At 68.8% G+C, this 19,944-nt stretch carries 18 protein-coding genes and 1 tRNA gene; 11 read left to right on the top strand and 8 right to left on the bottom strand.

The window, feature by feature from the left end; all coding sequences use genetic code 11:
• The first annotated feature begins 4 nt into the window (after positions 1-4).
• Positions 5-90, top strand: a tRNA-Leu gene (locus ACO073_RS23510).
• Between the two features lie 110 nt (positions 91-200).
• Positions 201-1,148: a TAXI family TRAP transporter solute-binding subunit gene (locus ACO073_RS23515; protein WP_422000786.1), complete on the top strand. Its 948-nt coding sequence runs from the start codon at positions 201-203 to the stop codon at positions 1,146-1,148.
• A gap of 7 nt (positions 1,149-1,155) precedes the next feature.
• Here ACO073_RS23515 and ACO073_RS23520 read toward each other — a convergent pair whose 3' ends face one another.
• The gene (locus ACO073_RS23520) at positions 1,156-2,997 is read right to left on the bottom strand and encodes a RiPP maturation radical SAM C-methyltransferase (protein WP_422000787.1); all 1,842 of its coding nucleotides are present in this window, start codon (positions 2,995-2,997) and stop codon (positions 1,156-1,158) included.
• 340 nt (positions 2,998-3,337) lie between these two features.
• Between ACO073_RS23520 and ACO073_RS23525 the strand changes: the two genes are divergently transcribed.
• From ACO073_RS23525 to ACO073_RS23535, 3 genes are all read left to right on the top strand, one after another.
• Entirely contained in the window at positions 3,338-4,813 is a 1,476-nt protein-coding gene (locus ACO073_RS23525; RefSeq protein ID WP_422000789.1) for a glucan biosynthesis protein, read from the top strand.
• Positions 4,810-6,678: a glucans biosynthesis glucosyltransferase MdoH gene (gene mdoH, locus ACO073_RS23530; protein WP_422000791.1), complete on the top strand. Its 1,869-nt coding sequence runs from the start codon at positions 4,810-4,812 to the stop codon at positions 6,676-6,678. The genes ACO073_RS23525 and mdoH overlap by 4 nt, the downstream gene beginning before the upstream one ends.
• A 120-nt stretch (positions 6,679-6,798) precedes the next feature.
• Positions 6,799-8,016, top strand: coding sequence for an LLM class flavin-dependent oxidoreductase (locus ACO073_RS23535; RefSeq protein WP_422000792.1), 1,218 nt, complete (start codon positions 6,799-6,801; stop codon positions 8,014-8,016).
• 178 nt (positions 8,017-8,194) lie between these two features.
• On the opposite strand, the gene ACO073_RS23540 is transcribed toward ACO073_RS23535, so the two are convergent.
• Positions 8,195-9,286 carry a TIGR03617 family F420-dependent LLM class oxidoreductase gene (locus tag ACO073_RS23540; RefSeq protein WP_422000794.1) on the bottom strand — a complete coding sequence of 364 codons (1,092 nt, stop codon included), beginning with the start codon at positions 9,284-9,286 and terminating at the stop codon, positions 8,195-8,197.
• A 122-nt stretch (positions 9,287-9,408) separates the two neighbouring features.
• Between ACO073_RS23540 and ACO073_RS23545 the strand changes: the two genes are divergently transcribed.
• Positions 9,409-10,380, top strand: coding sequence for an SDR family NAD(P)-dependent oxidoreductase (locus ACO073_RS23545; RefSeq protein ID WP_422000796.1), 972 nt, complete (start codon positions 9,409-9,411; stop codon positions 10,378-10,380).
• Between the two features lie 28 nt (positions 10,381-10,408).
• Here the strand turns inward: ACO073_RS23545 and ACO073_RS23550 are convergent, their stop codons facing one another.
• The 5 genes from ACO073_RS23550 to ACO073_RS23570 form a co-directional block, all read right to left on the bottom strand.
• Entirely contained in the window at positions 10,409-11,398 is a 990-nt protein-coding gene (locus tag ACO073_RS23550; protein ID WP_422000797.1) for an ABC transporter ATP-binding protein, read from the bottom strand.
• Positions 11,395-12,306: an ABC transporter ATP-binding protein gene (locus ACO073_RS23555; RefSeq protein WP_422002199.1), complete on the bottom strand. Its 912-nt coding sequence runs from the start codon at positions 12,304-12,306 to the stop codon at positions 11,395-11,397. The genes ACO073_RS23550 and ACO073_RS23555 overlap by 4 nt, the downstream gene beginning before the upstream one ends.
• Positions 12,307-12,380: 74 nt before the next feature.
• Positions 12,381-13,334: an ABC transporter permease gene (locus tag ACO073_RS23560; protein WP_422000799.1), complete on the bottom strand. Its 954-nt coding sequence runs from the start codon at positions 13,332-13,334 to the stop codon at positions 12,381-12,383.
• Positions 13,300-14,262 (bottom strand): ABC transporter permease, encoded by a 963-nt coding sequence (locus ACO073_RS23565; protein WP_422000801.1) that lies wholly within the window; start codon positions 14,260-14,262, stop codon positions 13,300-13,302. The genes ACO073_RS23560 and ACO073_RS23565 overlap by 35 nt, the downstream gene beginning before the upstream one ends.
• A 65-nt stretch (positions 14,263-14,327) precedes the next feature.
• Complete coding sequence (locus ACO073_RS23570; RefSeq protein ID WP_422000803.1) at positions 14,328-16,118, bottom strand: peptide ABC transporter substrate-binding protein; 1,791 nt, start codon at positions 16,116-16,118, stop codon at positions 14,328-14,330.
• A 133-nt stretch (positions 16,119-16,251) separates the two neighbouring features.
• Here ACO073_RS23570 and ACO073_RS23575 point away from each other — a divergent pair, with 133 nt between their 5' ends.
• Genes ACO073_RS23575 through ACO073_RS23585 form a run of 3 tightly spaced genes read left to right on the top strand, consistent with a single transcriptional unit; the run spans position 16,252 to position 17,970 of the window.
• Complete coding sequence (locus tag ACO073_RS23575) at positions 16,252-16,569, top strand: DMT family transporter (protein ID WP_422000805.1); 318 nt, start codon at positions 16,252-16,254, stop codon at positions 16,567-16,569.
• A 34-nt stretch (positions 16,570-16,603) separates the two neighbouring features.
• Positions 16,604-17,362, top strand: a complete 759-nt coding sequence (locus ACO073_RS23580) for an SDR family NAD(P)-dependent oxidoreductase (protein ID WP_422000807.1) — start codon at positions 16,604-16,606, stop codon at positions 17,360-17,362.
• Positions 17,362-17,970, top strand: a complete 609-nt coding sequence (locus ACO073_RS23585; RefSeq protein ID WP_422000808.1) for an NUDIX hydrolase — start codon at positions 17,362-17,364, stop codon at positions 17,968-17,970. The genes ACO073_RS23580 and ACO073_RS23585 overlap by 1 nt, the downstream gene beginning before the upstream one ends.
• 10 nt (positions 17,971-17,980) lie before the next feature.
• Here the strand turns inward: ACO073_RS23585 and ACO073_RS23590 are convergent, their stop codons facing one another.
• Complete coding sequence (locus ACO073_RS23590; RefSeq protein ID WP_422000810.1) at positions 17,981-18,784, bottom strand: SDR family NAD(P)-dependent oxidoreductase; 804 nt, start codon at positions 18,782-18,784, stop codon at positions 17,981-17,983.
• 92 nt (positions 18,785-18,876) lie between these two features.
• On the opposite strand from ACO073_RS23590, the gene ACO073_RS23595 reads away from it, so the two are divergent.
• On the top strand, positions 18,877-19,437 hold the full coding sequence (locus ACO073_RS23595; protein ID WP_422000812.1) for a TetR/AcrR family transcriptional regulator: 561 nt from the start codon (positions 18,877-18,879) through the stop codon (positions 19,435-19,437).
• A 48-nt stretch (positions 19,438-19,485) separates the two neighbouring features.
• Positions 19,486-19,857 (top strand): DUF2946 family protein, encoded by a 372-nt coding sequence (locus ACO073_RS23600; protein WP_422000814.1) that lies wholly within the window; start codon positions 19,486-19,488, stop codon positions 19,855-19,857.
• The last annotated feature ends 87 nt before the right edge of the window (positions 19,858-19,944 follow it).

Consider the following 19,944-nt stretch of genomic DNA (forward strand, 5'->3'; position numbering starts at 1 on the left):
CCGCGCCCGCTTGATGGAATGGTAGACATACGGGACTTAAAATCCCGAGGCCGCGAGGCCGTGCTGGTTCGAGTCCAGCAGCGGGCACCAGGACGGAACCTTACACAGACGGCGGGCGTTTTTCTTGGCGCTTGCCGGACGTCCCACGGCATTCTTCCGACCGAGGCCCTGACGCGATCAGCCAAGATACCGAGCCCGCCGTGATCGACCGCCGCACCTTCGCCCTCTCCTCCCTGGCCCTCCTCGGCATCGGCATCCCGGGCCGCGCGCAGTCCGGCGCCCTGAAGCTCGGGACGGCCACCCCGGGCGGCAGCTTCCCGCTCTACGCCGCAGCCTTCGTCGACCTGGTCAAGATCATCGATCCGACGCTCAGCATCCGCGAAGTGTCGACGCGGGGCCCGTCGGACAATCTCCGCCAGCTCGAGCGCGGCGAGCTCGATCTCGGCCTCGTCACGGGCGAGGTGCTGCACGAGGCGCTCGAAGGGATCGGCCGGCCGCAGACGGAGGCCAAGGCCGTCGTTGCCGCCTTCCCGATGCCCGGCATGTTCGCCGTCCTGCCCGAGAGCCGCTATCGCACGGTCGGCGATCTCAAGGGCCGGCCGATCGTCTGGAACCCGCGGACCTCGGGTCCCGCCACACAGGGCCGCTACGTCATGGACGGGCTGGGGCTGGACACCGAGCGCGATTTCGAGCCCGTCTACACCGAGACCGTGGCCAACGGCCCGCCGCTGGTCATCGAGCGCCAGGCGGCCGCGATCTGGGGCGGCGGCCTGCGGTGGCCGGGATTCGTGACCATCGCCGAGAGCCCACGCGGCGCGCGCTTCATTGCGCCGAACGCGGAAGAGATCGAACAGATCCGGGCGAAGCATCCCTTCTTCCGGCCGCTGACGGTCCCGGCCGGGCTTTACCGCGGGCAGCGCGACCCGATCGAAACCGTGGGAACGTGGAGCGTGCTGATGGCGCGGCCCGACCTGCCGGATGCGGTCGGCCGCAGACTGGCCGCGGCACTGGGCAAGGCCGAGAAGGGCCAGCTGCTTCCCCGACAGCTCGCGCAGAGCACGGCCAGGAACACCGTGGCCGCTCTCCCGGAGCACGGCGTCCTGCAGCCCGGCGTCCGGGCGCATTTCGAGGAGCAGGGCCTGATCTGACTCCCGATCAGGCCGGTAAGGCCGCGGGCTGGCGCCGCGCCTCGGCGGGCGCCGGCACGGGCGCACGCGGCGCGGTCGCCAGGAACAGGAAGAAGTCGTCGTGCTCCAAGAGCAGGCGGTCCGCGACCAGCCGCGCCAGGATCCCATCCACGACGTCGGGAGAGAGGTCGTGGCCGGCCTTGCCCAGGATGCTGACGATCTGGTGGCGCTTCATCACCTGGTCGCAGGCGAGGCAGATGGCCCGCTCCACCGCGCCCAGCTCGTGGACCGGCCGTACGGCATCGGGGCGCGTGTCCTCGACGACCAGCCCGTCGCCGTGATCGGTGTAGGCGAGGACCGCCGAACCGGATCGCCCAGCAGTCACCCATCGGAACACCTCCCTCTTCAGCGGGTCGATGTAGGAAGACTGGTCCTCGGGAGGATCCCAGTCGAAGCTGTAGGCGAGCTGATCGATTTCCGGCTGGCTGAGCTTGTAGATCAGGGAATAGAACTTGCGTGGCCGCAGGTTGGCGACGCCGAACTGCTCGGCCTGGGCGTAGAGCGGGCTGTAGCGCTGGATGCGCACGTCGGTGAGGCCGCGCGGCGGCGGCAGATGCGCCAGGCTCGGCACCCAGCGCATCTGCCGCTCGTAGTATTCCGCCCGGTCGAAGGGGAAGCCGTAGAGGATCGACCAGCTCACCCGCATCCCCAGCTCCTTTGCCCACTTCAGGAGCTGGATGTTGCGCAGGCCGGTCACGCCCTTGCGCATCTGCAGCAGCACCTCGTCGGCGAGGCTTTCGACGCCAGGCTGGATGGCGTTCACGCCGGCGCGCGCCAGCGCCAGCAGCTGGTCCTTCCGCATGTTGGACTTGAGCGAATAGTAGAGCCTCGGCCGAACCGGCAACGCCGCCAGCTTGTCGGTGATCGTGCCGATCACCCGCAAGTCCAGGATGTCGTCCATGGCAAAAAGCTGAAGACCGGGATAGCGGTCGTTCAGGTGCAGGATTTCCTCGTACAGCCGTTCCGGACTCTTGGCGCGGTAGTTGATGGAATGGTTGAGCGAGCAGAAGACGCAGTGCTGCTTCTGTCCCCACCAGCAGCCGCGCGATCCTTCGAGCGGCACGAGGGGCGGCACCGCGCTCTCCGGCGACCAGATGGCGAAGAAGTCGTCGTAGTAGGGATAGGGAAGCTCGTCCATCGGCGGCTCCGGCGCCATGCCGGGGTCCTTCACCGGCCCGGACTCGTCCGCGGAGGCGCGCCAGTAGACGCCGGGAAGCCGGATGTCGGTCGCGCCGTCGATGACCGCGCGCACCAGCCTGGGGAACGAGACCTCACCCGGCCCGACCACGACGGCGTCGATCACGGGATAGGACAGGAAGGTCTGCTCGCCCATCGGCGAGCTGCAATTGGCACCGCCGATGACGATCTTGATGTCGGGCGCGAGCTCGCGCAGGCGCTTCGCCAGGGCGATGCCGGCCATCTGCTGCTGGAAGGACGAGTTGAAGCCCACGACGCGGGGCCGCATCGCGGCGATTCGCTGGGCATAGGTCTCGATCAGTTCGGCGGCGCGCGGGACAGCCTTGTCCACAAGGCGGCGCAGTTCCTCGGCACGTTTCGATCCGGCCGCGCCGTCCATCGCAATGAGATCGTCGACCGTGCCCACCGGATCGACGAACCGCGAAAAGATCCATTCCGGCAGCAGGATCCTGCCGTGGGTGATGCTGATCTGATCGAAATCCTTCTCGCCGAGCATCCTCAGGAAGTCGACGATGGGATATTCGACCCGGACGGAAATATCCTGGTCCCGGAGAGCCTGGGCGAGCGACGACAGGCCGAGCGACGGCATCTTCGTCGGACCGAAGGGCATCATGACCAGAACGACCTCGGGTGACAGGATCAGCCTCCGTTCGTTGATCTGCAGACAAGGGCAGCAGGCGCGGATTGCGTCGAGTCCGCCCGCTGCGCCGCGTCATCATCCCGTGGGATGCGTCCAGCCAGTGACGGGTCCACCACTTCTCGCTTTGGTCACGATACCTCAATGAGCTCCGGATGACTCCCTGTTCTGAAAAAAATCTGCCACCGAGAATCGTCTCCCTGAGTGAGCAAGTCGCAGGCCGCGTTGTCGAATCGCATCGACGTCGGCAACCCGACGACAGCATGGCCGTTGGCGGCGTGACATGGGGCGTTGGGTTCGTCGGTCCTTCCTGCGTATGCTTCCCGGCCTGTCGGCCGGTCTGCTCATTGCCAGTGCAGCCACTCTTGCCCGGGCGCAGAGCTTTTCGTTCGACTCCGTCGTCGAGCAAGCGCGCCAGCTCGCCGCTCAACCCTATGGCAAGCCCGAGCCGATCACCGACAAGACGCTGCGCACGCTGACCTACGACACCTACCTGCGGGTCCAGTTCCGTCCGGAGGCGCGACTGTGGCGCGACAGCGGTGCGCTGTTCCGGGCCGAGCTGTTTCCGGCAGGCTTCCTCTACACCGATCCCGTGACGGTCTTCGCCGTCGCCGACGGACAGGCCACGCCCGTCGGCGGCGGCGACCTGTTCGACTTCTCGGCCGCCGGCGTGACGCCCGCAGGGCCGGTGCCGCTCGCCGGGGTGCGGCTCACCTATCCGCTGCATGGCGCCAAGCGCGACGAAGTCATCAGTTTCCTGGGGGCGAGCTACTTTCGTCCGCTCGGCCGCGGTCAGGTGTATGGCGCGTCGGCGCGCGGACTTGCCATCGACACCGGCCTGGCGCGCCCGGAGGAATTTCCACGTTTCCGCACCTTCTGGCTCGTGAAGCCGGCCGACGGCGCCCGCGAAGCGACGATCTGGGCGCTGCTCGACACGCCGGCCGCAGCCGGTGCCTTCTCGTTCACGATCCGGCCGGGCAGCCCCACGGTCACGGAGGTCGCGGCCAGCCTGTTCATGCGCCACGACGTGTCGCTGCTGGCCCTCGCACCGCTCACCAGCATGTATCTCGCCGGCAAGAACGGGCCGAGACGTGACGATTACCGGCCCGAGGTCCACGATTCCGACGGGCTGTTGCTGCTGACGGGCAGCGGCGAGCGCCTGTGGCGGCCGCTCGCCAATCCCGGCGCCCTCTCGGTGTCGAGCTTCGTCGACCGCGACCCCCGGGGATTCGGCCTGCTGCAGCGCGAGCGCGGCTTCGGGCAGTACCTCGATACGCAGGCCGCCTATCATGCGCGGCCCAGCCTGTGGGTGGAGCCGATCGGAGGCTGGGGCGAGGGCGAGGTCCGACTGCTCGAGCTGCCGACCGATTCGGAGGTGCACGACAACGTCTCGGCCTTCTGGGTGCCGCGCACGCCGCCGCGCAAGGGCGAGCGGCTCGACCTCCGCTATCGTCTCTCGGCCGTCGCCGGCGAACCGCTGACGGACACGGTCGCGCGCGTCGTCGCGACGCGAACCTCGGCGCTCACGGACCGGCCCAGGCATCGGCTGCTGGTGGTCTCCTTCGCCGGCGGCGAGCTCGATACGATGGGGCCGGAACTGCAGGTTGAGGCCGTCGTTTCGACGAGCAGCGGCAAGGTCGGCGCGACTCGCGTCGAGAAGCCCGCGGCGGGGGACTGGCGCATGTTCATCGAACTCGAGCCCGACGGGAGCCGTCCGATGGACCTGCGCGGCTTCCTGCGCCTGGACGGCCAGGCGCTGACCGAGACCTGGACCTACCTGCTCAGACCATGAGCGCCGGCAGCCTCGACCGGCACGCCGGCAGCAGCGCCTGGCGCCGGCTTCTCCTCGCCCTTCTCGTCGTGTTGACCACCGCAGTCGGCAGCATCCTGATGGCGCACGTGCTGGGCCTGGAGAAGGGCCGGCCGCTCGACCTCGCGCTGCTCGCCCTGTTCGCTCCCGGCTTCGCCTGGATCGCATTGTCGTTCTGGGCGTCCACCATCGGCTTCGCCCTGCACGTGCTGGGCCGCCATCCGGTGACCCTGAAGCGGCACGCGCCGAGTTCAGGGCCTGTGCCGCCGCTCGCCTCGCGCACCGCCATCCTGATGCCGGTCTACAACGAGGATCCCCAACAGGCCTTCGGGCGCGTCGTCTCGACCTTCCGCTCGGTCGCCGCCACCGGCCAGCTCGACGCTTTCGACTTCTTCATCCTGAGCGATTCGACCGACGACGCCGTGGCCCGCCAGGAACTGGTGGCCTGGATGTCGTTGCGCGACAGCCTGGCCTCCGGCCGTCGGCTGTTCTACCGCCGCCGGCCGCAGAACGTCGGCCGCAAGGCCGGCAACATCGCCGACTGGGTGGCGATGTACGGGGCCCGCTACGACCACATGATCGTGCTCGACGCCGACAGCGTGATGTCGGGCGACACGATCGTGCGCCTCGCCGCGCTGATGGAAGACAATCCGCGCACCGGCATCATCCAGACGCTGAGCCAGTCGGTCGGCCGCGAGACCTCGTTCGCCCGCACGCTGCAGTTCGCCAGCCGCCTCTACGGCCCGTTGGCTGCCGCCGGCCACAGCTTCTGGCAGCTCTCGGAAGCCAACTACTACGGACACAATGCAATCCTGCGCACGGCGGCCTTCGCGGCCCATGGCACGCTGCCGACCCTGCCCGGCCGCGCGCCGCTCGGCGGCGAGATCCTGAGCCACGATTTCGTCGAGGCCGCCTTCATCCGGCGCGGCGGCTGGTACTGCTGGTCGCTGCCGGAGCTCGGCGGCAGCTACGAGCAACTTCCTGCCAACCTGCTCGACTATGCCGCGCGCGACCGCCGCTGGGTGCAGGGCAACCTGCAGCATGCAAGGCTGCTCCGCGCGCCGGGCCTGCACCCGGTGAGCCGCCTGCACCTCGCCATGGGCATCCTGGGCTACGCCGCCTCACCGCTGTGGCTGGCCTTCCTGGTCGTGAGCGCCGCCGTCATGATCGACGCGGGCGTCCACGGCCATCTCTATTTCAGCGCCGAGCGCACCCTGTTTCCGCTCTGGCCGGCCGACCGCACGCTGGAGGTGCGGTCGCTGCTCGGCCTGACGGCGCTGCTCCTGTTCGGGCCGAAACTGCTGGCCCTCGGCGCGGCGCTGGCCTCGCCGCGCCGCGCTACGGGGTTCGGCGGCCGCGGCCACATGCTGGCCAGCGCCGTGCTGGAGAGCGCGCTCTCGATGCTGATGGCGCCGGTGATGATGCTGATCCACAGCCAGTTCATCGCCGGCATCCTGGCCGGTCGGGCGGTCGGCTGGGCGAGCCAGCCGCGCGACGACCGCGGCGTTCCCTGGAGCACCGCCATCGCCCGCCATGCCGGCCACATGGCGATCGGGTGGGTCGCCGCGGCGACCCTCGCCGTGCTGGCGCCCGGCTACCTGCCCTGGCTGACGCCGGTCATCGCCGGCCTGGTGCTGGCCGCGCCGCTCACCGTGCTGTCGAGCTCGCGCCGCAGCGGCCTGCGCGAGCAGTCGCTCGGCCTGCTCATCACGCCCGAGGAGCGCGACACGCCGTCAGAGCTGCGCACCCTGCTGCCCGACCGGCGCCGCCGGGCGCGGGCCAAGGGGACCCTCGAAGCGGCCGACGTCGAGCGGACCGCGGTCGAGGGGGCTGGCGCCGGCGGTTAGTCTCCTTTCCAGGGGGCCCCGCCGCCCTGTACTGACTGGTGAAACGCCGTGCCGCCCTGCACTTGCATCGCGGGCGGAGGCGCGCATGCTTGGCGGGACAAGCACCGGGAGAGAAAACGCATGAAGTTCGGCATCTTCTACGAGCTGCAGCTGCCGCGACCCTGGAAGGAAGGCGACGAGCATCGGCTCTACCAGAACGCACTCACCCAGCTCGAGTTGGCCGACAAGCTCGGCTACGACTATGCGTGGGAGGTCGAGCACCACTTCCTCGAGGAATATTCGCACTCGCCGTCGCCGGCCTCGTTCCTGGCCGCCGCCAGCCAGCGCACCAAGCAGATCCGGCTGGGTCACGGCATCCTGCAGCTGACGACCAACCATCCTGCCCACATCGCCGAGCGCGTTGCCTGCCTCGACCTTCTGTCGAGCGGGCGCGCCGAGTTCGGCATGGGCGAGAGCGCGTCGATCACCGAGCTCGAGCCGTTCGACATCACCATGGAGAACAAGCGCGAGGTCTTCGAGGAGGCCGTCCGCGCCATCATCCCGATGTTCAAGGACGGCCCCAGCGAGCACAAGGGCAAGCACTTCAACATGCCGCTGCGCATGGTGGTCCCGAAGCCGATGCAGAAGCCGCACCCGCCGCTGTGGGTCGCCTGCTCGCAGCTCGAGACGCTGGCCAAGTGCGGCGAATGGGGCATGGGGGCGCTCGGCTTCCAGTTCGTCTCGGCCGATGCCGCGCATGCCTGGGTCCATGCCTACTACAACGCCTTCGTGAAGCGGCAGAAGCTGCTGGCCGACTACAGGACCAATCCCAACATCGCGCTGGTCTCGTTCTTCATGTGCGCCAAGACCGACGAGGAGGCGCGCGCCCGCGCCGACGGCGACACGTTCTTCCAGTTCGCGCTGCGCTTCTACGGCCAGTCGGCCGACCGCCGCCGGCCGCCCGCCGGCACGGTCAACATGTGGGAAGAGTACGAGAAGTGGAAGAAGGCCAATCCCGAGGCGCACCAGGCGGCGCTGCGCGGCGGCCTGATCGGCTCGCCCGACACGATCCGCCGCAAGCTGCGCAAGTTCCAGTCGTCCAACATCGACCAGGTCGTGCTGCTGAATCAGGCCGGCAAGAACACCCACGAGCACATCTGCGAATCGCTGGAGCTGTTCGCGAAGGAAGTGATGCCCGAGTTCCAGGGCGCCCACCCCGAGCTGCTGAAGTGGAAGGAGAAGGTGCTGAACCGCGAGATCGAGCTCGAGGAGATCGACACCTCCGCCTTCACCGACCGCTACGGCGGCACCATGAAGGCGATGGCCCCGGTCAAGCCCAAGGCGCAGGCGGCGGAGTAGGCCTCGGCGCGCACCCGGCGATGATCTTCGCTGGGGGCGCGCCGTTCCGTGGCGCTCTTCCTTCGCGACCTGTCGTCCTGCGCGCAGCGAAGGACCTCATCGCCGCTTGCCATCTTCATGGGATCCTTCGCTTCGCTCAGGATGACAAGAGGTGGCGGGCGCTCTGGCGCCGTGTCCGCTACCCGCCGATCGCGCGGCGGGCGCGGTCGAGGCTCTGCGACTGGATCGCCGCGGCAAGGCCGCGCAGCCGGTCGCGGTCGGCGTCGTCCTTCACCGGGATCGAGAACTCGCAGTGGGTGACGACCGGTCCGTAGCGGTCGCAGAGCTTGCCGGCGATTTCGTCGTAGGTGCCGACCGTCACGTAGGTGTGCAACACCTCGTCGCTGATGTGCTGCGGCATCTCCTCCCAGCGCTGGGCGCGCGACAGGAGCTTCAGCCGGTCGGCGAGCTCGCCCAGCCCGTGATGGGCGAAGGCGGCGCGGTACTGCGGCGTCGAGGCGTAGAAGGCGATGCGCGCACGCACGTCGCGTACCTTGGGCGCCAGTTCGGCCTCGGTCGCGGCGGCGGCCACCAGGGGCTTCATCGAGACCTGGAAGTCGTCGAGCGGCCGGCCGGTCCGGGCTGCGCCGGCGCGCACCGCCGGCAGCATCACCTCGGCGATGTAGGACGGCGTGCAGACCGGATGAGGCCGCAGCCCGTCGGCCACCTCCCCCGCCACCTGGCACATCATCGCGTTGACGGCGGCGAGCTGGATGGGGATGCGCGGATGCTCGATGGGGCCGGGATTGAACAGCGGCACCATGAGGTTGATGGTGTAGTGAGGTCCCCGGACGTCGAGCGGGGCGCCGGTCTGCCAGCAGTCCCAGACGGCCCGCACCGCGCCGACATACTCGCGCATCCACGGCCCTGCCGGCGACCAGGGCAAGCCGAAGCGGCGCTCGATATGGGCCTTCACCTGCGTGCCCAGCCCCAGGGTGAACCGACCGTGCGACAGCTTCTGCAGCGTCCAGGCGCTCATCGCCGTCACCGCGGGGCTGCGCGGGAAGGCGATGGCGACCGAGGTGCCGATGCGCAGCCGCGTCGTCGCCTGGGCAGCGAGCGCCAGCAGGATGAAGGGATCGTCCTTGGTCTCCTCGACCACCAGCCCGTCATAGCCCAGCTCCTCGAGCAGCCGGGCGTCGCGGCCCACGGTCGCGAGGTCGAGCGGCGTCTCGGGCGCGCGCAGGCCGGGATCGACCTTGCCGAGTGGCAGCAGCGTTTCGAGCAGCATCGTGACGGCACGCTAGTGGGACCGAAGGCCCTTGTCATCCCGAGCGTAGCGAGGGACCCTTGATCGGCATCTCAAAAAGGTCCCTCGCTCGCGCTCGGGATGACAACGGGAGTGATACGCACATGAAGGATCTGGCCGGCAGGATTGCCGTCATCACGGGCGGCGGCACGGGCATGGGCCGCGAGCTCGCCCGCCAGCTCGTCGCCGAGGGCTGCAACGTCGCCATGTGCGACGTGTCGGCGGCGGCGATGGCCGAGACCAAGCGCCTGTGCGAGACCGAGCGCCTGCCGCAGGGGCTGCGCATCACCTGCCACGTCGCCGACGTGTCCGACGAGGAGGATATCCAGCGCTTCGCCGCCGAGGTGGCGCGCGACCAGGACACCGACCGCATCCACCTGCTGTTCAACAATGCCGGCATCGGCGGCGGCGGCAGCATGATCGTGCACGAGCGCGGCGAGTGGGAGCGCACCTTCAACGTCTGCTGGTACGGCGTCTACTACGCCACCCGTGCCTTCCTGCCGATGCTGCTCAAGGCAGACAAGGGCCACATCGTCAACACGTCGAGCGTCAACGGCTTCTGGGCCTCGGTCGGGCCCAGCATCCCGCACACCGCCTACTCCGCCGCCAAGTTCGCCGTGAAGGGCTTCAGCGAGGCGCTGCAGACCGACCTGCGCATGAACGCCCCGCACATCAAGTGCTCGGTGGTGATGCCGGGGCATATCGGCACCTCGATCGTCAGCAACTCGCGCAAGATCCAGAGCGGCAACGCCTCGGACGACATGAACGCCGTCGAGATCGACCAGATGCGCGCCCGCGTCGCCTCGATGGGCGTCGACACGTCGAAGCTCTCGAACGAGGACATCGCCAGGCTGGCCCACGAACGGGCGCGGCGCTTCCTCGAGGAGGCGCCGACCAGCGCCGCGGAGGCCGCCACCATCATCCTGGACGGCGTGAAGGCCGATCGCTGGCGCATCCTGGTCGGCAAGGACGCCGAGATCATCGACAGGCGCGTCCGCGAGGCGCCCGAGCGCGCCTACGATGCCGACTTCTTCCAGTCCTTCGCCCAGGAATCGGGCTGGAAGATCGGGCGCTGAGGCGGGGCGTCGGCCGCTCGGCGGCGGCTCAGCCCCGGTAGTGGCACGAGACGAAGTGCCCGGGGCGGCTCTCGCGCAACTCGGGCACGCGCTGGGAGCAGTCGGGCTTGGCGATCGGGCAGCGGGTGTGGAAATGGCAGCCCGAGGGCGGCCGGATCGGGTTGGGAACGTCGCCCTCCAGCATGATCCGCTTGCGCTTGACCGTCGGATCCGGGATCGGCACGGCCGACAGCAGCGCCTCCGTATAGGGATGTAGCGGCTCGTCGTAGAGGTCGCGCGCCGGCGCGACCTCGACCACGCGACCGAGGTACATCACGGCGACGCGCGTCGAGATATGCTCGACGACGCTGAGATCGTGGGCGATGAACAGGTAGGTGAGTCCGAACTGCTCCTGCAGGTCCTCGAGCAGGTTGATGACCTGGGCCTGGATCGACACGTCGAGCGCCGACACCGGCTCGTCGCAGACGATCAGCTTGGGCTCGACGGCGAGCGCCCGGGCGATGCCGATGCGCTGGCGCTGGCCGCCGGAGAATTCGTGCGGGAAGCGGTGCATGTGGTCGGGCTGCAGGCCGACCGTCTCGAGGAGCTGCACCACGCGGTCCTCCATCGCCTTCCGCGTCGGCGCCAGCTTGTGGATGGCGAGCGCCTCGCCGATGATCGCTCCGACCTTGAGCCGCGGGTTCAGCGAGGCGTAGGGATCCTGGAAGATGATCTGCATGTCGCGGCGCAGCGCCTGCAGCGCGCCGTGATCCATCTTCGTGACGTCGTTGCCCTGGAACCAGACCTCGCCCGAGCTGGGTTCGATCAGGCGCAGGATGCAGCGGCCCGTCGTCGACTTGCCGCAGCCCGATTCGCCCACCAGCCCCAGCGTCTCGCCCTTGCCGATGTCGAGGCTGACGCCGTCCACCGCATGGACCCGGTCGACGGTGCGCGAGAGGATGCCGCCCTTGACCGCGAAATGCTTGCGCAGGTCGCGGACCTTCAGGAGCTCCTCGGCAGGGGACAGGGGGGCGTTCATAGTACGCAAGCCACGCGATGGCCCGGCGCCACTTCCTTGAGCGGCGGCATGGCCTGGGTGCAGATGTCCATGGCGTGCTTGCAGCGCGCGGCGAAGCGGCAGCCCTGCGGCGGGTTGAGCAGGCTCGGCACCGTGCCGGGGATCGATTCCAGGCGCGCCTGGCGGCCAACCGCGCGGTCGATGCGCGGGATCGAGCGGATCAGGCCCTGGGTATAGGGATGGCGCGGATCGCCGAACAGGGCCTCGACCGGCGCCTCCTCGACCACCTTGCCGGCGTACATCACCGTGACGCGCTGGCAGGTCTCCGCGACCACGCCCATGGCATGGGTGATCAGCATGATCGCCATGCCGAACTTCTCCTTCATCTCCTGCATCAGCTCCAGGATCTGCGCCTGGATGGTGACGTCGAGGGCGGTGGTCGGCTCGTCGGCGATCAGCAGCTTGGGCCGGCAGCTAAGCGCCATGGCGATCATGACGCGCTGGCGCATGCCGCCGGAGAACTGGTGCGGGTAGTCGTGCACCCGGCGCTGCGGATTGGGAATGTTGACCAGATGCAGCATCTCGGCGGCGCCGGCCATCGCCTGCTTCGGGGAAAGCTTCTGGTGCAGCGCGATCACCTCGGCGATCTGCTCGCCCACCGTGTAGACCGGATTGAGCGAGGTCATCGGCTCCTGGAACACGATGGCGATCTCGCGGGCGCGGATCCGGTTCATGTCGGCCTGCTCGAGCGGGATGAGGTCCCTGCCCTGCCACAGGATCTGGCCGGCCTCGAAGCGGCCCGGCGGCATGTCGATCAGCTTGAGGACCGACCGGGCGGTGACGGTCTTGCCGCAGCCCGATTCACCGACCACGCCCAGGGTCTCGCCCCGATCGATATGCAGGTCGACGCCGTCGACGGCGCGCACCATGCCGTCCTCGGTCTTGAACCAGGTCTTGAGGCCTCGGATGTCCAGCAGGGTGTCTTGCACGCTGACGCTTGCTCCTAGAGGACGCGGCGCGGGTCGAAGGCATCGCGCAGCCCGTCGCCGATGAAGTTGATCGCAAGGACGGTCAGGAAGATCGCGCCGCCCGGGAACAGGGCCCAGTGCGGTGCGATGTCGAGATAGTCCTTGGCATCGCGCAGCATCGAGCCCCAGGTCGGGACGTCCGACGGGAAGCCCAGTCCGAGGAACGACAGCGTCGATTCGAAGATGATGGCGGCGGCCACGTCGATCGTGCCCACCACGATGACCGGACCCAGCGCATTGGGCAGGATGTGCTGCACGACCTGGCGCACCCTGGAGGCACCGAGCGCGCGCGCCGCCTCGACGAACTCCTTCTCGCGCAGGCTGAGGAACTGGGCACGCACCAGGCGGGCCACCGGCATCCAGCGCAGCCCGCCGATCACCAGCACGATCAGCACGAAGGCGCCGCCCTCGACGCCCAGGACCTGCTTCACGCTGTCGCGAAACAGGTAGATCACGAGCAGCAGAAGCGGCAGCGTGGGCAGGGCGAGGAAGAGGTCGGTGAGCCACATCAGGGCGGCGTCGACCCAGCCGCTCGCCATCCCGGCGACCGCCCCGACCAGCACGCCGACGAAAAGCGCCACCAGCATCGCGGCGAAGCCCACGGCGAGCGAGATCTTCCCCCCGTACATCATGCGCGCCAGCAGGTCCTGGCCGAGGTCGTCGGTGCCCAGCGGATGGGCGAGCGAGGGGCCCTCGAGCTTGGCGGCGAAGTCGATCTCGTTGATCGGCACGGTCCAGACATAGGGCCCGACCAGCACGCCGAGCACCATGACCAGGAGGACGAGGGCGCCGCTGACCGCCAGCACATGGCGACGGAAGCGCCGCCACGTCTCGAGGGCGGGCGAGATCGATCGCGCCTTGCGCAGCGAGGCGGCGGCGACGGCCGCCGGCGCCTCAGCGGAAAGAGATCCGGGGGTCGAGCCAGCCATAGAGAATGTCTGCAATGAGGTTGAACAGGACGACGAGGCAGGCGATCACGAATGTGACGCCCATGACCACCGGCGTGTCGTTGGCCAGGATCGCCGCGATCAGCAGCGAGCCGATGCCGGGGACGCGAAAGATCTGCTCGGTGACGATGGCGCCGCCGAACACCGCCGGAAGCTGCAGCGCCACCAGGGTGACGACCGGAATGAGCGCGTTGCGCACGACGTGCCGGACGATGACCTTCTGCTCGCCGATGCCCTTGGAGCGCGCCGTGGTGACGTAGTCCAGCCGGATCACGTCGAGAACCGACGAGCGCATGAAGCGCACCAGGGTCCCGGCCTGGGCAAGGCCGAGGACGATGACCGGCATGATCGACTGCTTGATGTGCTCCCAGTAGAAGGCGAAGCCCGTGGCGTCGATGTCGGCGCGATAGACGAAGGGCAGCCAGTCGAGCTGGATGGAGAAGATCAGGATCAGCACCAGGCCGGTGAAGAAGGTCGGCAGCGAGAAGCCGATCATGGCGAAGGTGCTGGCAATCTGGTCGAACACCGAATAGGGGCGGATCGCGGCCAGCACGCCGACCGGTATGGCCACCGAGATGGCCAGGAGCTGCGAGGCGCCGATGACGATCAGCGTCACCGGCAGGCGCTGCAGGATCAGCTTGTCGACGTCCATGCGGCTCTGGAAGGAGAAGCCCCAGTCGCCCTGCACCATGGCGCCGAGCCAGTGGACGTAGCGCTGCCACACCGGGTCGTCGAGACCGAACTTGGCGCGCAGCGCCTGCCGGACCTCGGGCGGGATGGCGGGATTGGTGGCCAGCTCCTCGAACGGATCGCCGGGCGCCATGGCCAGGATGGTGAACAGGATGACGCTGATCCCGAACAGGCTCGGGATGGCGATCAGCAGGCGGCGGATGACGTACTGACGGCTCACGAGATGTCTCTCGACGTAAAGGAAACGCCCCGAGGCGGTGCCCCGGGGCGTCGTCCATCAGATGCTCAGGCGTCCTTGTACCAGTCCGACAGGTCCCAGGTGTTGTTGTCCCAGCCGCTGATCGTGGCGTTCAGCTTGGCGCCCATGGCGGCGACGCCGGGGCGGCTGACCACGGGTATGACGACGTAGTTGTTGATCGCCATGTTGTTGGCCTCGATCAGCATGGCGGCGCGCTTGACCGGATCGACCTCGACCTGGGCGGCCTTGTAGTTGTCGTCGTACGCCTTGTTCTGCCAGCGCGTGATGTTGCGGCCCTGCCACTTGTTCTCCTTGGTGGCGGCCTCCCACGAGCAGAACTGCAGGAGGAAGACCTCCGGGTCCGGCTGCGACATGGTCGTCGTGTACATCTGCAGGTCGGTGTAGAACTTGGTGTAGGTGTCCGGGTTGGCGACGTCGGACGAGAAGAACACCGACGCCGTCACCGACTTCAGCTCGATGTCGATGCCGGCCTTCTGCGCCGCCTGCTTGACGATTGCCTGGGTCTTCTGGCGCGGTTGATTGATCGAGGTCTGGTAGACGAACTTGAGCTTCTTGCCGTCCTTCTCGCGGATCCCGTCGCCGCCCTTCTTCCAGCCGGCCTTCTCGAGCACCTCGCTGGCCTTGTCGACGTTGAACTCGTACTTCGTCGTCTTCGACACGAAGCGCGACGGGTTGTTGACGAAGTTGGCCGTGGCCGGGCCGGTGCGGCCGTAGATGTGCTTCTCGATCGAGCCCTTGTCGACCAGCATCGACAGGGCCTGGCGGACCGCCGGGTCGCTGAGCGTCGGGTGCTTGGTCTTGAGGCTGGAGCGCTCGCCGTCGACCTCGGTCCACGGGTCGGTGTTGTTGAGCTGGATGTGCTCGATATTGCCGCCCGGCGAGATGACGACCTTGCCCTTGCCGCCCTTCTCGAGGCGCGACAGGATCTCGTCCTCGACCTGCATGTTCCAGGCGAAGTCGAACTCGCCGGACTGCAGGACGGCGCGCGCCGCGGAGACGGCGTCGCCGCCGCCCTTCATCTCGATGGCATCGAAGTAGGGCTTGTTGTCCTGATGGTAGTTCGGGTTGATCGTGCCCGACACCAGATCGCCCGGCTTGAAGTCCTTGAACAGGTAGGGGCCGGTGCCGACCGGCTTGAGGTTGGTCGGCGCCTCGCGCGACTTGGCGCCCGTGAAGTCGGCGAACAGGTGCTTGGGAATCAGCATGCCCCGGGTGCCGACGAAGGCGTCGGCCCAGAACGGGGTCGTCTTGGCGAACTTCACGATCACCGAGTAGTCGTCGAGCTTCTCGACCATGACCTCGTTGTAGGAGCCCGACGTCGTCGCGGCGGTGGCCGGATCCTTGGCGTACTGCCAGTTGAAGACCACGTCGTCGGCGGTGAACGGCTTGCCGTCGTGCCACTTGACGTTCTGCTTCAGCTTCCAGACCACCGACTTGCCGTCGGCCGCCAGCGTGCCGTCCTCGCGGCCGGGAATGGAGGCGGCGAGCTTGGGCTTGAGATTGCCGTCGGGATCCCAGGCGGCCAGCGGCTCGTAGAAGACGCGGCTGCCGTCCTGGTCCTTGGTGCCGACCGCGAAGTGCGGGTTGAGCAGGGTCGGGCCCTGCCACCACAGCACCTTGAGCAGACCGCCGCCGCCGCGCTTGGTCGGCTTGTACTGAGGCGTCGTCTGGGCCATCGCCACGCCGGAGATGGCCAGCAGCTGCGTGGCCAGCGGCGCCGTGAGACCCACGGCCGCCATTCGCCGCACGAATCCCCGTCGCGAAAGCTTTCCGAGCTTAACGTCGCCGATCAGACGGCGCAGATCCCGTTCGTTCATGACACGCTCCCATCACCCTCGTTCAAGCCCAACCTGCGTTGCTCTCGCTATCTTGCAAGATGCATGCAAGTCTCAATCAGAACAGGCTGTAACGCTGTCGTCAACGACGGTCGCGCCGGCCAAGGAGGGGTTTGTGGCTTGGCTCTATCTTGTATTGGCGGGAATTTGCGAGATCGGCTGGCCGGTCGGCCTCAAGCTCGGCTGGACCGACCAGGGGGCGCGCCCGCTCTGGATCGTCTTCGCGGTCGTCGCGATGACCGCCAGCGGCGCGCTGCTGCTGATGGCGCAGCGCACGATCCCGATGGGCACGGCCTACGCCGTATGGACCGGCATCGGCGCGGTCGGCGCCTTCACCGTCGGGATCCTCGCCTTCGGCGATTCCTCATCGGCGATGCGAATGGTGTCGATCGGCCTGATCGTGGCCGGCATCATCGGCCTCAAGATGGCGTGATGCCCCAAGATGGCGTGATGAAGGAGGAGAGACCATGCGGATGAAGGACAAGGTCGCCCTGGTGACGGGAGCGGCGGGCGGCATGGGCGCGGCGACGGCGCGCCTGTTCGCGCGCGAGGGCGCCAAGGCGGTTGTCGTCGCGGACGTGCTCGACACGGAGGGCGAGGCGGTCGCGGCCGGGATCGCGAAGGCCGGCGGCACCGCCGAGTACGCCCATCTCGACGTCACCGACGAGGGGCAGTGGCGGACGCTCGTCGACGGCATCGTCGCCCGCCATGGCGGCCTCGACGTGCTGGTCAACAATGCCGGCATCTCCGGCTCGGCCGAGCAGGACCTTTACGACACCGCCGCGTGGGAGCGGCTGATGGGCATCAACGCCACCGGCGTCTTCTTCGGCATGAAGCACGGCATCGCCGCCATGAAGAAGCGCGGCAAGGGCGGCTCGGTGATCAACCTGTCGTCGATCTCCGGCATCGTCGGCCAGGGCTACATCCATGTCGGATACAATGCGTCGAAGGGCGCGGTACGCCTGATCTCCAAGGCAGGCGCGGCCCAGCACGGCCGCGACGGCATCCGCGTCAACTCCGTGCATCCCGGCCTGATGCCGCCGATGCGGACCTCGGGCCGCACCGCCGACCCGGCGATGCGCGCCAAGACCCTGAAGGGCGTGCCGCTCGGCCGCGCCGGCGAGGTCGACGAGGTGGCCAACGCCATCCTGTTTCTCGCCTCGGACGAGGCCTCCTACGTCACCGGCGCCGAGCTGGTCGTCGACGGCGGCTGGACGGCGGTGTGATGGCCGACGGCAAGAAGCCGGCCGCGGCGATCGCGCCGTGGCAGGTCCTGGACAGCAGGTTCTCGTACCGCGACCGCTGGCTCGCGGTACGCAGCGACACGGTGCGCGTGCCCAACGGCACGGTCCTGTCGCCCTATCACACGATCGAGTTTCCCGAATGGGTGTGCGCCATCGCGCTGACGCCCGCCCGCGAGATCGTGCTGATCGAGGAATACCGGCACGGCATCGGGCGCAATTCCTTCGAGCTGCCGAGCGGCGCACCCGACGATCCCGGCGAGGACCTGCTGGCCGCCATGCAGCGCGAGCTCCGGGAGGAGACGGGCTACGCGTCCGAAACGTGGCTCTACCTGGGCTCCTCGAGCGCCAACACCGCGCGCCAGAACAACCGCGTCCACGCCTACCTGGCGCTCGACGTTCGCGAGGTCGGGCCGCAGGCGCTCGACCCCGGCGAGATGATCGCCGTCCACGTCCTGCCCTGGGCAGACTTCGTCGCCGATCTCGCCGACGGCCGGCTGGAGATCCCGGGCCTGCATCTCGCCGCGCTGTGGCAGCTCTCCGCTTTCGCCCGCCGCAGCGGCGACCCCCGCCTGGAGGCTCTCGCCCTCTAGGCCGGCCCTTCTAGGCCGGGACGGCGGCGCGGTAGCGCGCCGCGGGCTTCGATTGACGGAAGTTCGGCAGCATCGCCAGCCTCGCCGTCGCGAAGGCGTCCCACTGCGCTGCATCGGGCAGCGGCGGGATGGTCACCGGCTCGCGCCTGTCGAAGCCGACCAGGGCGGCATCGACGAGGTCGTCGACCTCCATCACGCCCGGGATGCTGTCGACGTCACGGCCGGCATGGGCCCAGATCTCGGTGCGCGTCGCGCCGGGCAGCACTGCCTGGACATAGACGCCGCGCGGGCCGAGTTCGGCCGCCAGGGACTGCGAGAGGGTCAGCACATAGGCCTTGGTCGCGGGATAGATGCCGGGAAACACCTCCGGCGCCAGCGCGAGGACCGACGCGATGTTGACGATCGCGCCCTGCCCCTCGGCCGAGAACCGGGGCGCCACCGCCGCCGCGAGCCGGGTGACCGCCGTGACGTTGAGCGCGACCAGCTTCTCCAGCGTGTCGAGATCGGCATTGGCGAAGCCGCCCGGCACCGTCGTGCCGGCATTGTTGACCAGCAGGCCGATGCGGGCGTCGTCGCGCAGCCGCCGCTCGACCCGCGCCCGGTCGGCCGGATCGACCAGATCGGCCGCCAGGACCTCTACTGTGACACCGGTCTCGCCGCGCAGGCGCGCCGCCAGGGCCTCGAGCTTCGCCGCGCTGCGCGCGACCAGAACGAGGTCGTGGCCGCGCCGGGCCAGCCGGTCGGCATAGACCGCGCCGATGCCGGCCGAGGCGCCGGTGACGAGTGCGGTAGAGAGGGCGGTGCGATCCTTCATGAGAGTCTCCTTGATCAGGTGGTAACCGACATCTAGGAATATGGATGACGATCGTCATGAATAAATTTCTCGGGGTGCCAGAGGAGGGGCTCATGCGGGTCAGCCGGGAGCAGGCGGCGGAGAACCGGCGCCGAATCGTGGAGGCGGCGGCACGGCTGTTCCGCGAACAGGGCTTCGACGGGACCGGCGTCGACGCGATCATGCGCGCGGCGGGCCTGACGCATGGCGGCTTCTACGGCCAGTTCGAGTCCAAGGACGCGCTGGCGGTCGAGGCGATGGAACAGGCGATCGACCGGTCGCTGGCCTGGCAGGAGAAGGCCGGCGACGTCGCCGCCCTGGTCGACGCCTATCTGTCGCCCCGCCACGTCGCGGACCGCGGCGGCGGCTGCGCGGTCGCCGCGCTGGCCGGCGAGACGCCACGGCAGACGCCCGCGATGAAGCGTACCGTGACGGCGGGAATCCGCCGGCAGATCGACCGCATCGCCGACCTGCTGAAGCGCGGCCCGGCCACCGCCCGTCGACGGCATGCGATCGCCACCTACGCGGGCCTGGTCGGCGCGCTGGTGCTGGCGCGCGCCGTCGACGACCGGGTGCTGGCCGGCGAGATCCTTTCCGCGGCGCGGCACGCTCTCGGCCACGCGCAACGCACCTAGGACAACCTGTCCCTTCCCTCGCACCGGCGATTCGTGCGTAGCTGCATCATGGATCGCAGGTCACCCGTCGAGGGCTGGCGCGCGGCGGCACTCGCCGTCGCGCTGTTTGCGATCACGCTCAATTTCCTGCAGCCGCTCGCCCATGCCGCGCTGATGCGCAGTGGCGGGCCGAGCGCCTGGGCGGCCATCTGCAAGCCCGGCGCCGTTCAGGACGACCAGGGCTCCGGGCCGGCGGCACAGCTTCACGACTGCTGCATCGGCCTCGCGCACGCACCCGTGCTCGCCGCCCCGCCGACGGAATTCATCCTGGTCGAGCGGCTGGCGGCAATCGCCCTGCCGCCCCAGGCCGACCCGGCGCTGGCGCCGGTCGGCATCCGCGACGGACCCAGCCAACCCCGCGGCCCTCCCCTCCCCGTCTGACGTCTGAAGCCGCGACACGGCCCCGCCGTGTCGCGTTCGTTCGTCCATGGGGGAGATTTTCATGTTGTCCGTTCGCGCGGCCGCGCT

This window comes from Reyranella sp., assembly GCF_965229815.1.
Classification (GTDB): domain Bacteria; phylum Pseudomonadota; class Alphaproteobacteria; order Reyranellales; family Reyranellaceae; genus Reyranella.

Coding starts and splice junctions, on each gene's coding strand:
- ACO073_RS23520 (WP_422000787.1), bottom strand. CDS start 2,997: ATGATGCCCTTCGGTCCGACGAAGATGCCGTCGCTCGGCCTGTCGTCG.
- ACO073_RS23570 (WP_422000803.1), bottom strand. CDS start 16,118: ATGAACGAACGGGATCTGCGCCGTCTGATCGGCGACGTTAAGCTCGGA.
- ACO073_RS23595 (WP_422000812.1), top strand. CDS start 18,877: ATGCGGGTCAGCCGGGAGCAGGCGGCGGAGAACCGGCGCCGAATCGTG.
- ACO073_RS23525 (WP_422000789.1), top strand. CDS start 3,338: ATGCTTCCCGGCCTGTCGGCCGGTCTGCTCATTGCCAGTGCAGCCACT.
- mdoH (WP_422000791.1), top strand. CDS start 4,810: ATGAGCGCCGGCAGCCTCGACCGGCACGCCGGCAGCAGCGCCTGGCGC.
- ACO073_RS23585 (WP_422000808.1), top strand. CDS start 17,362: ATGGCCGACGGCAAGAAGCCGGCCGCGGCGATCGCGCCGTGGCAGGTC.
- ACO073_RS23590 (WP_422000810.1), bottom strand. CDS start 18,784: ATGAAGGATCGCACCGCCCTCTCTACCGCACTCGTCACCGGCGCCTCG.
- ACO073_RS23545 (WP_422000796.1), top strand. CDS start 9,409: ATGAAGGATCTGGCCGGCAGGATTGCCGTCATCACGGGCGGCGGCACG.
- ACO073_RS23550 (WP_422000797.1), bottom strand. CDS start 11,398: ATGAACGCCCCCCTGTCCCCTGCCGAGGAGCTCCTGAAGGTCCGCGAC.
- ACO073_RS23555 (WP_422002199.1), bottom strand. CDS start 12,306: ATGGTGCGCGCCGTCGACGGCGTCGACCTGCATATCGATCGGGGCGAG.
- ACO073_RS23560 (WP_422000799.1), bottom strand. CDS start 13,334: ATGGCTGGCTCGACCCCCGGATCTCTTTCCGCTGAGGCGCCGGCGGCC.
- ACO073_RS23580 (WP_422000807.1), top strand. CDS start 16,604: ATGCGGATGAAGGACAAGGTCGCCCTGGTGACGGGAGCGGCGGGCGGC.
- ACO073_RS23540 (WP_422000794.1), bottom strand. CDS start 9,286: ATGCTGCTCGAAACGCTGCTGCCACTCGGCAAGGTCGATCCCGGCCTG.
- ACO073_RS23600 (WP_422000814.1), top strand. CDS start 19,486: ATGGATCGCAGGTCACCCGTCGAGGGCTGGCGCGCGGCGGCACTCGCC.
- ACO073_RS23535 (WP_422000792.1), top strand. CDS start 6,799: ATGAAGTTCGGCATCTTCTACGAGCTGCAGCTGCCGCGACCCTGGAAG.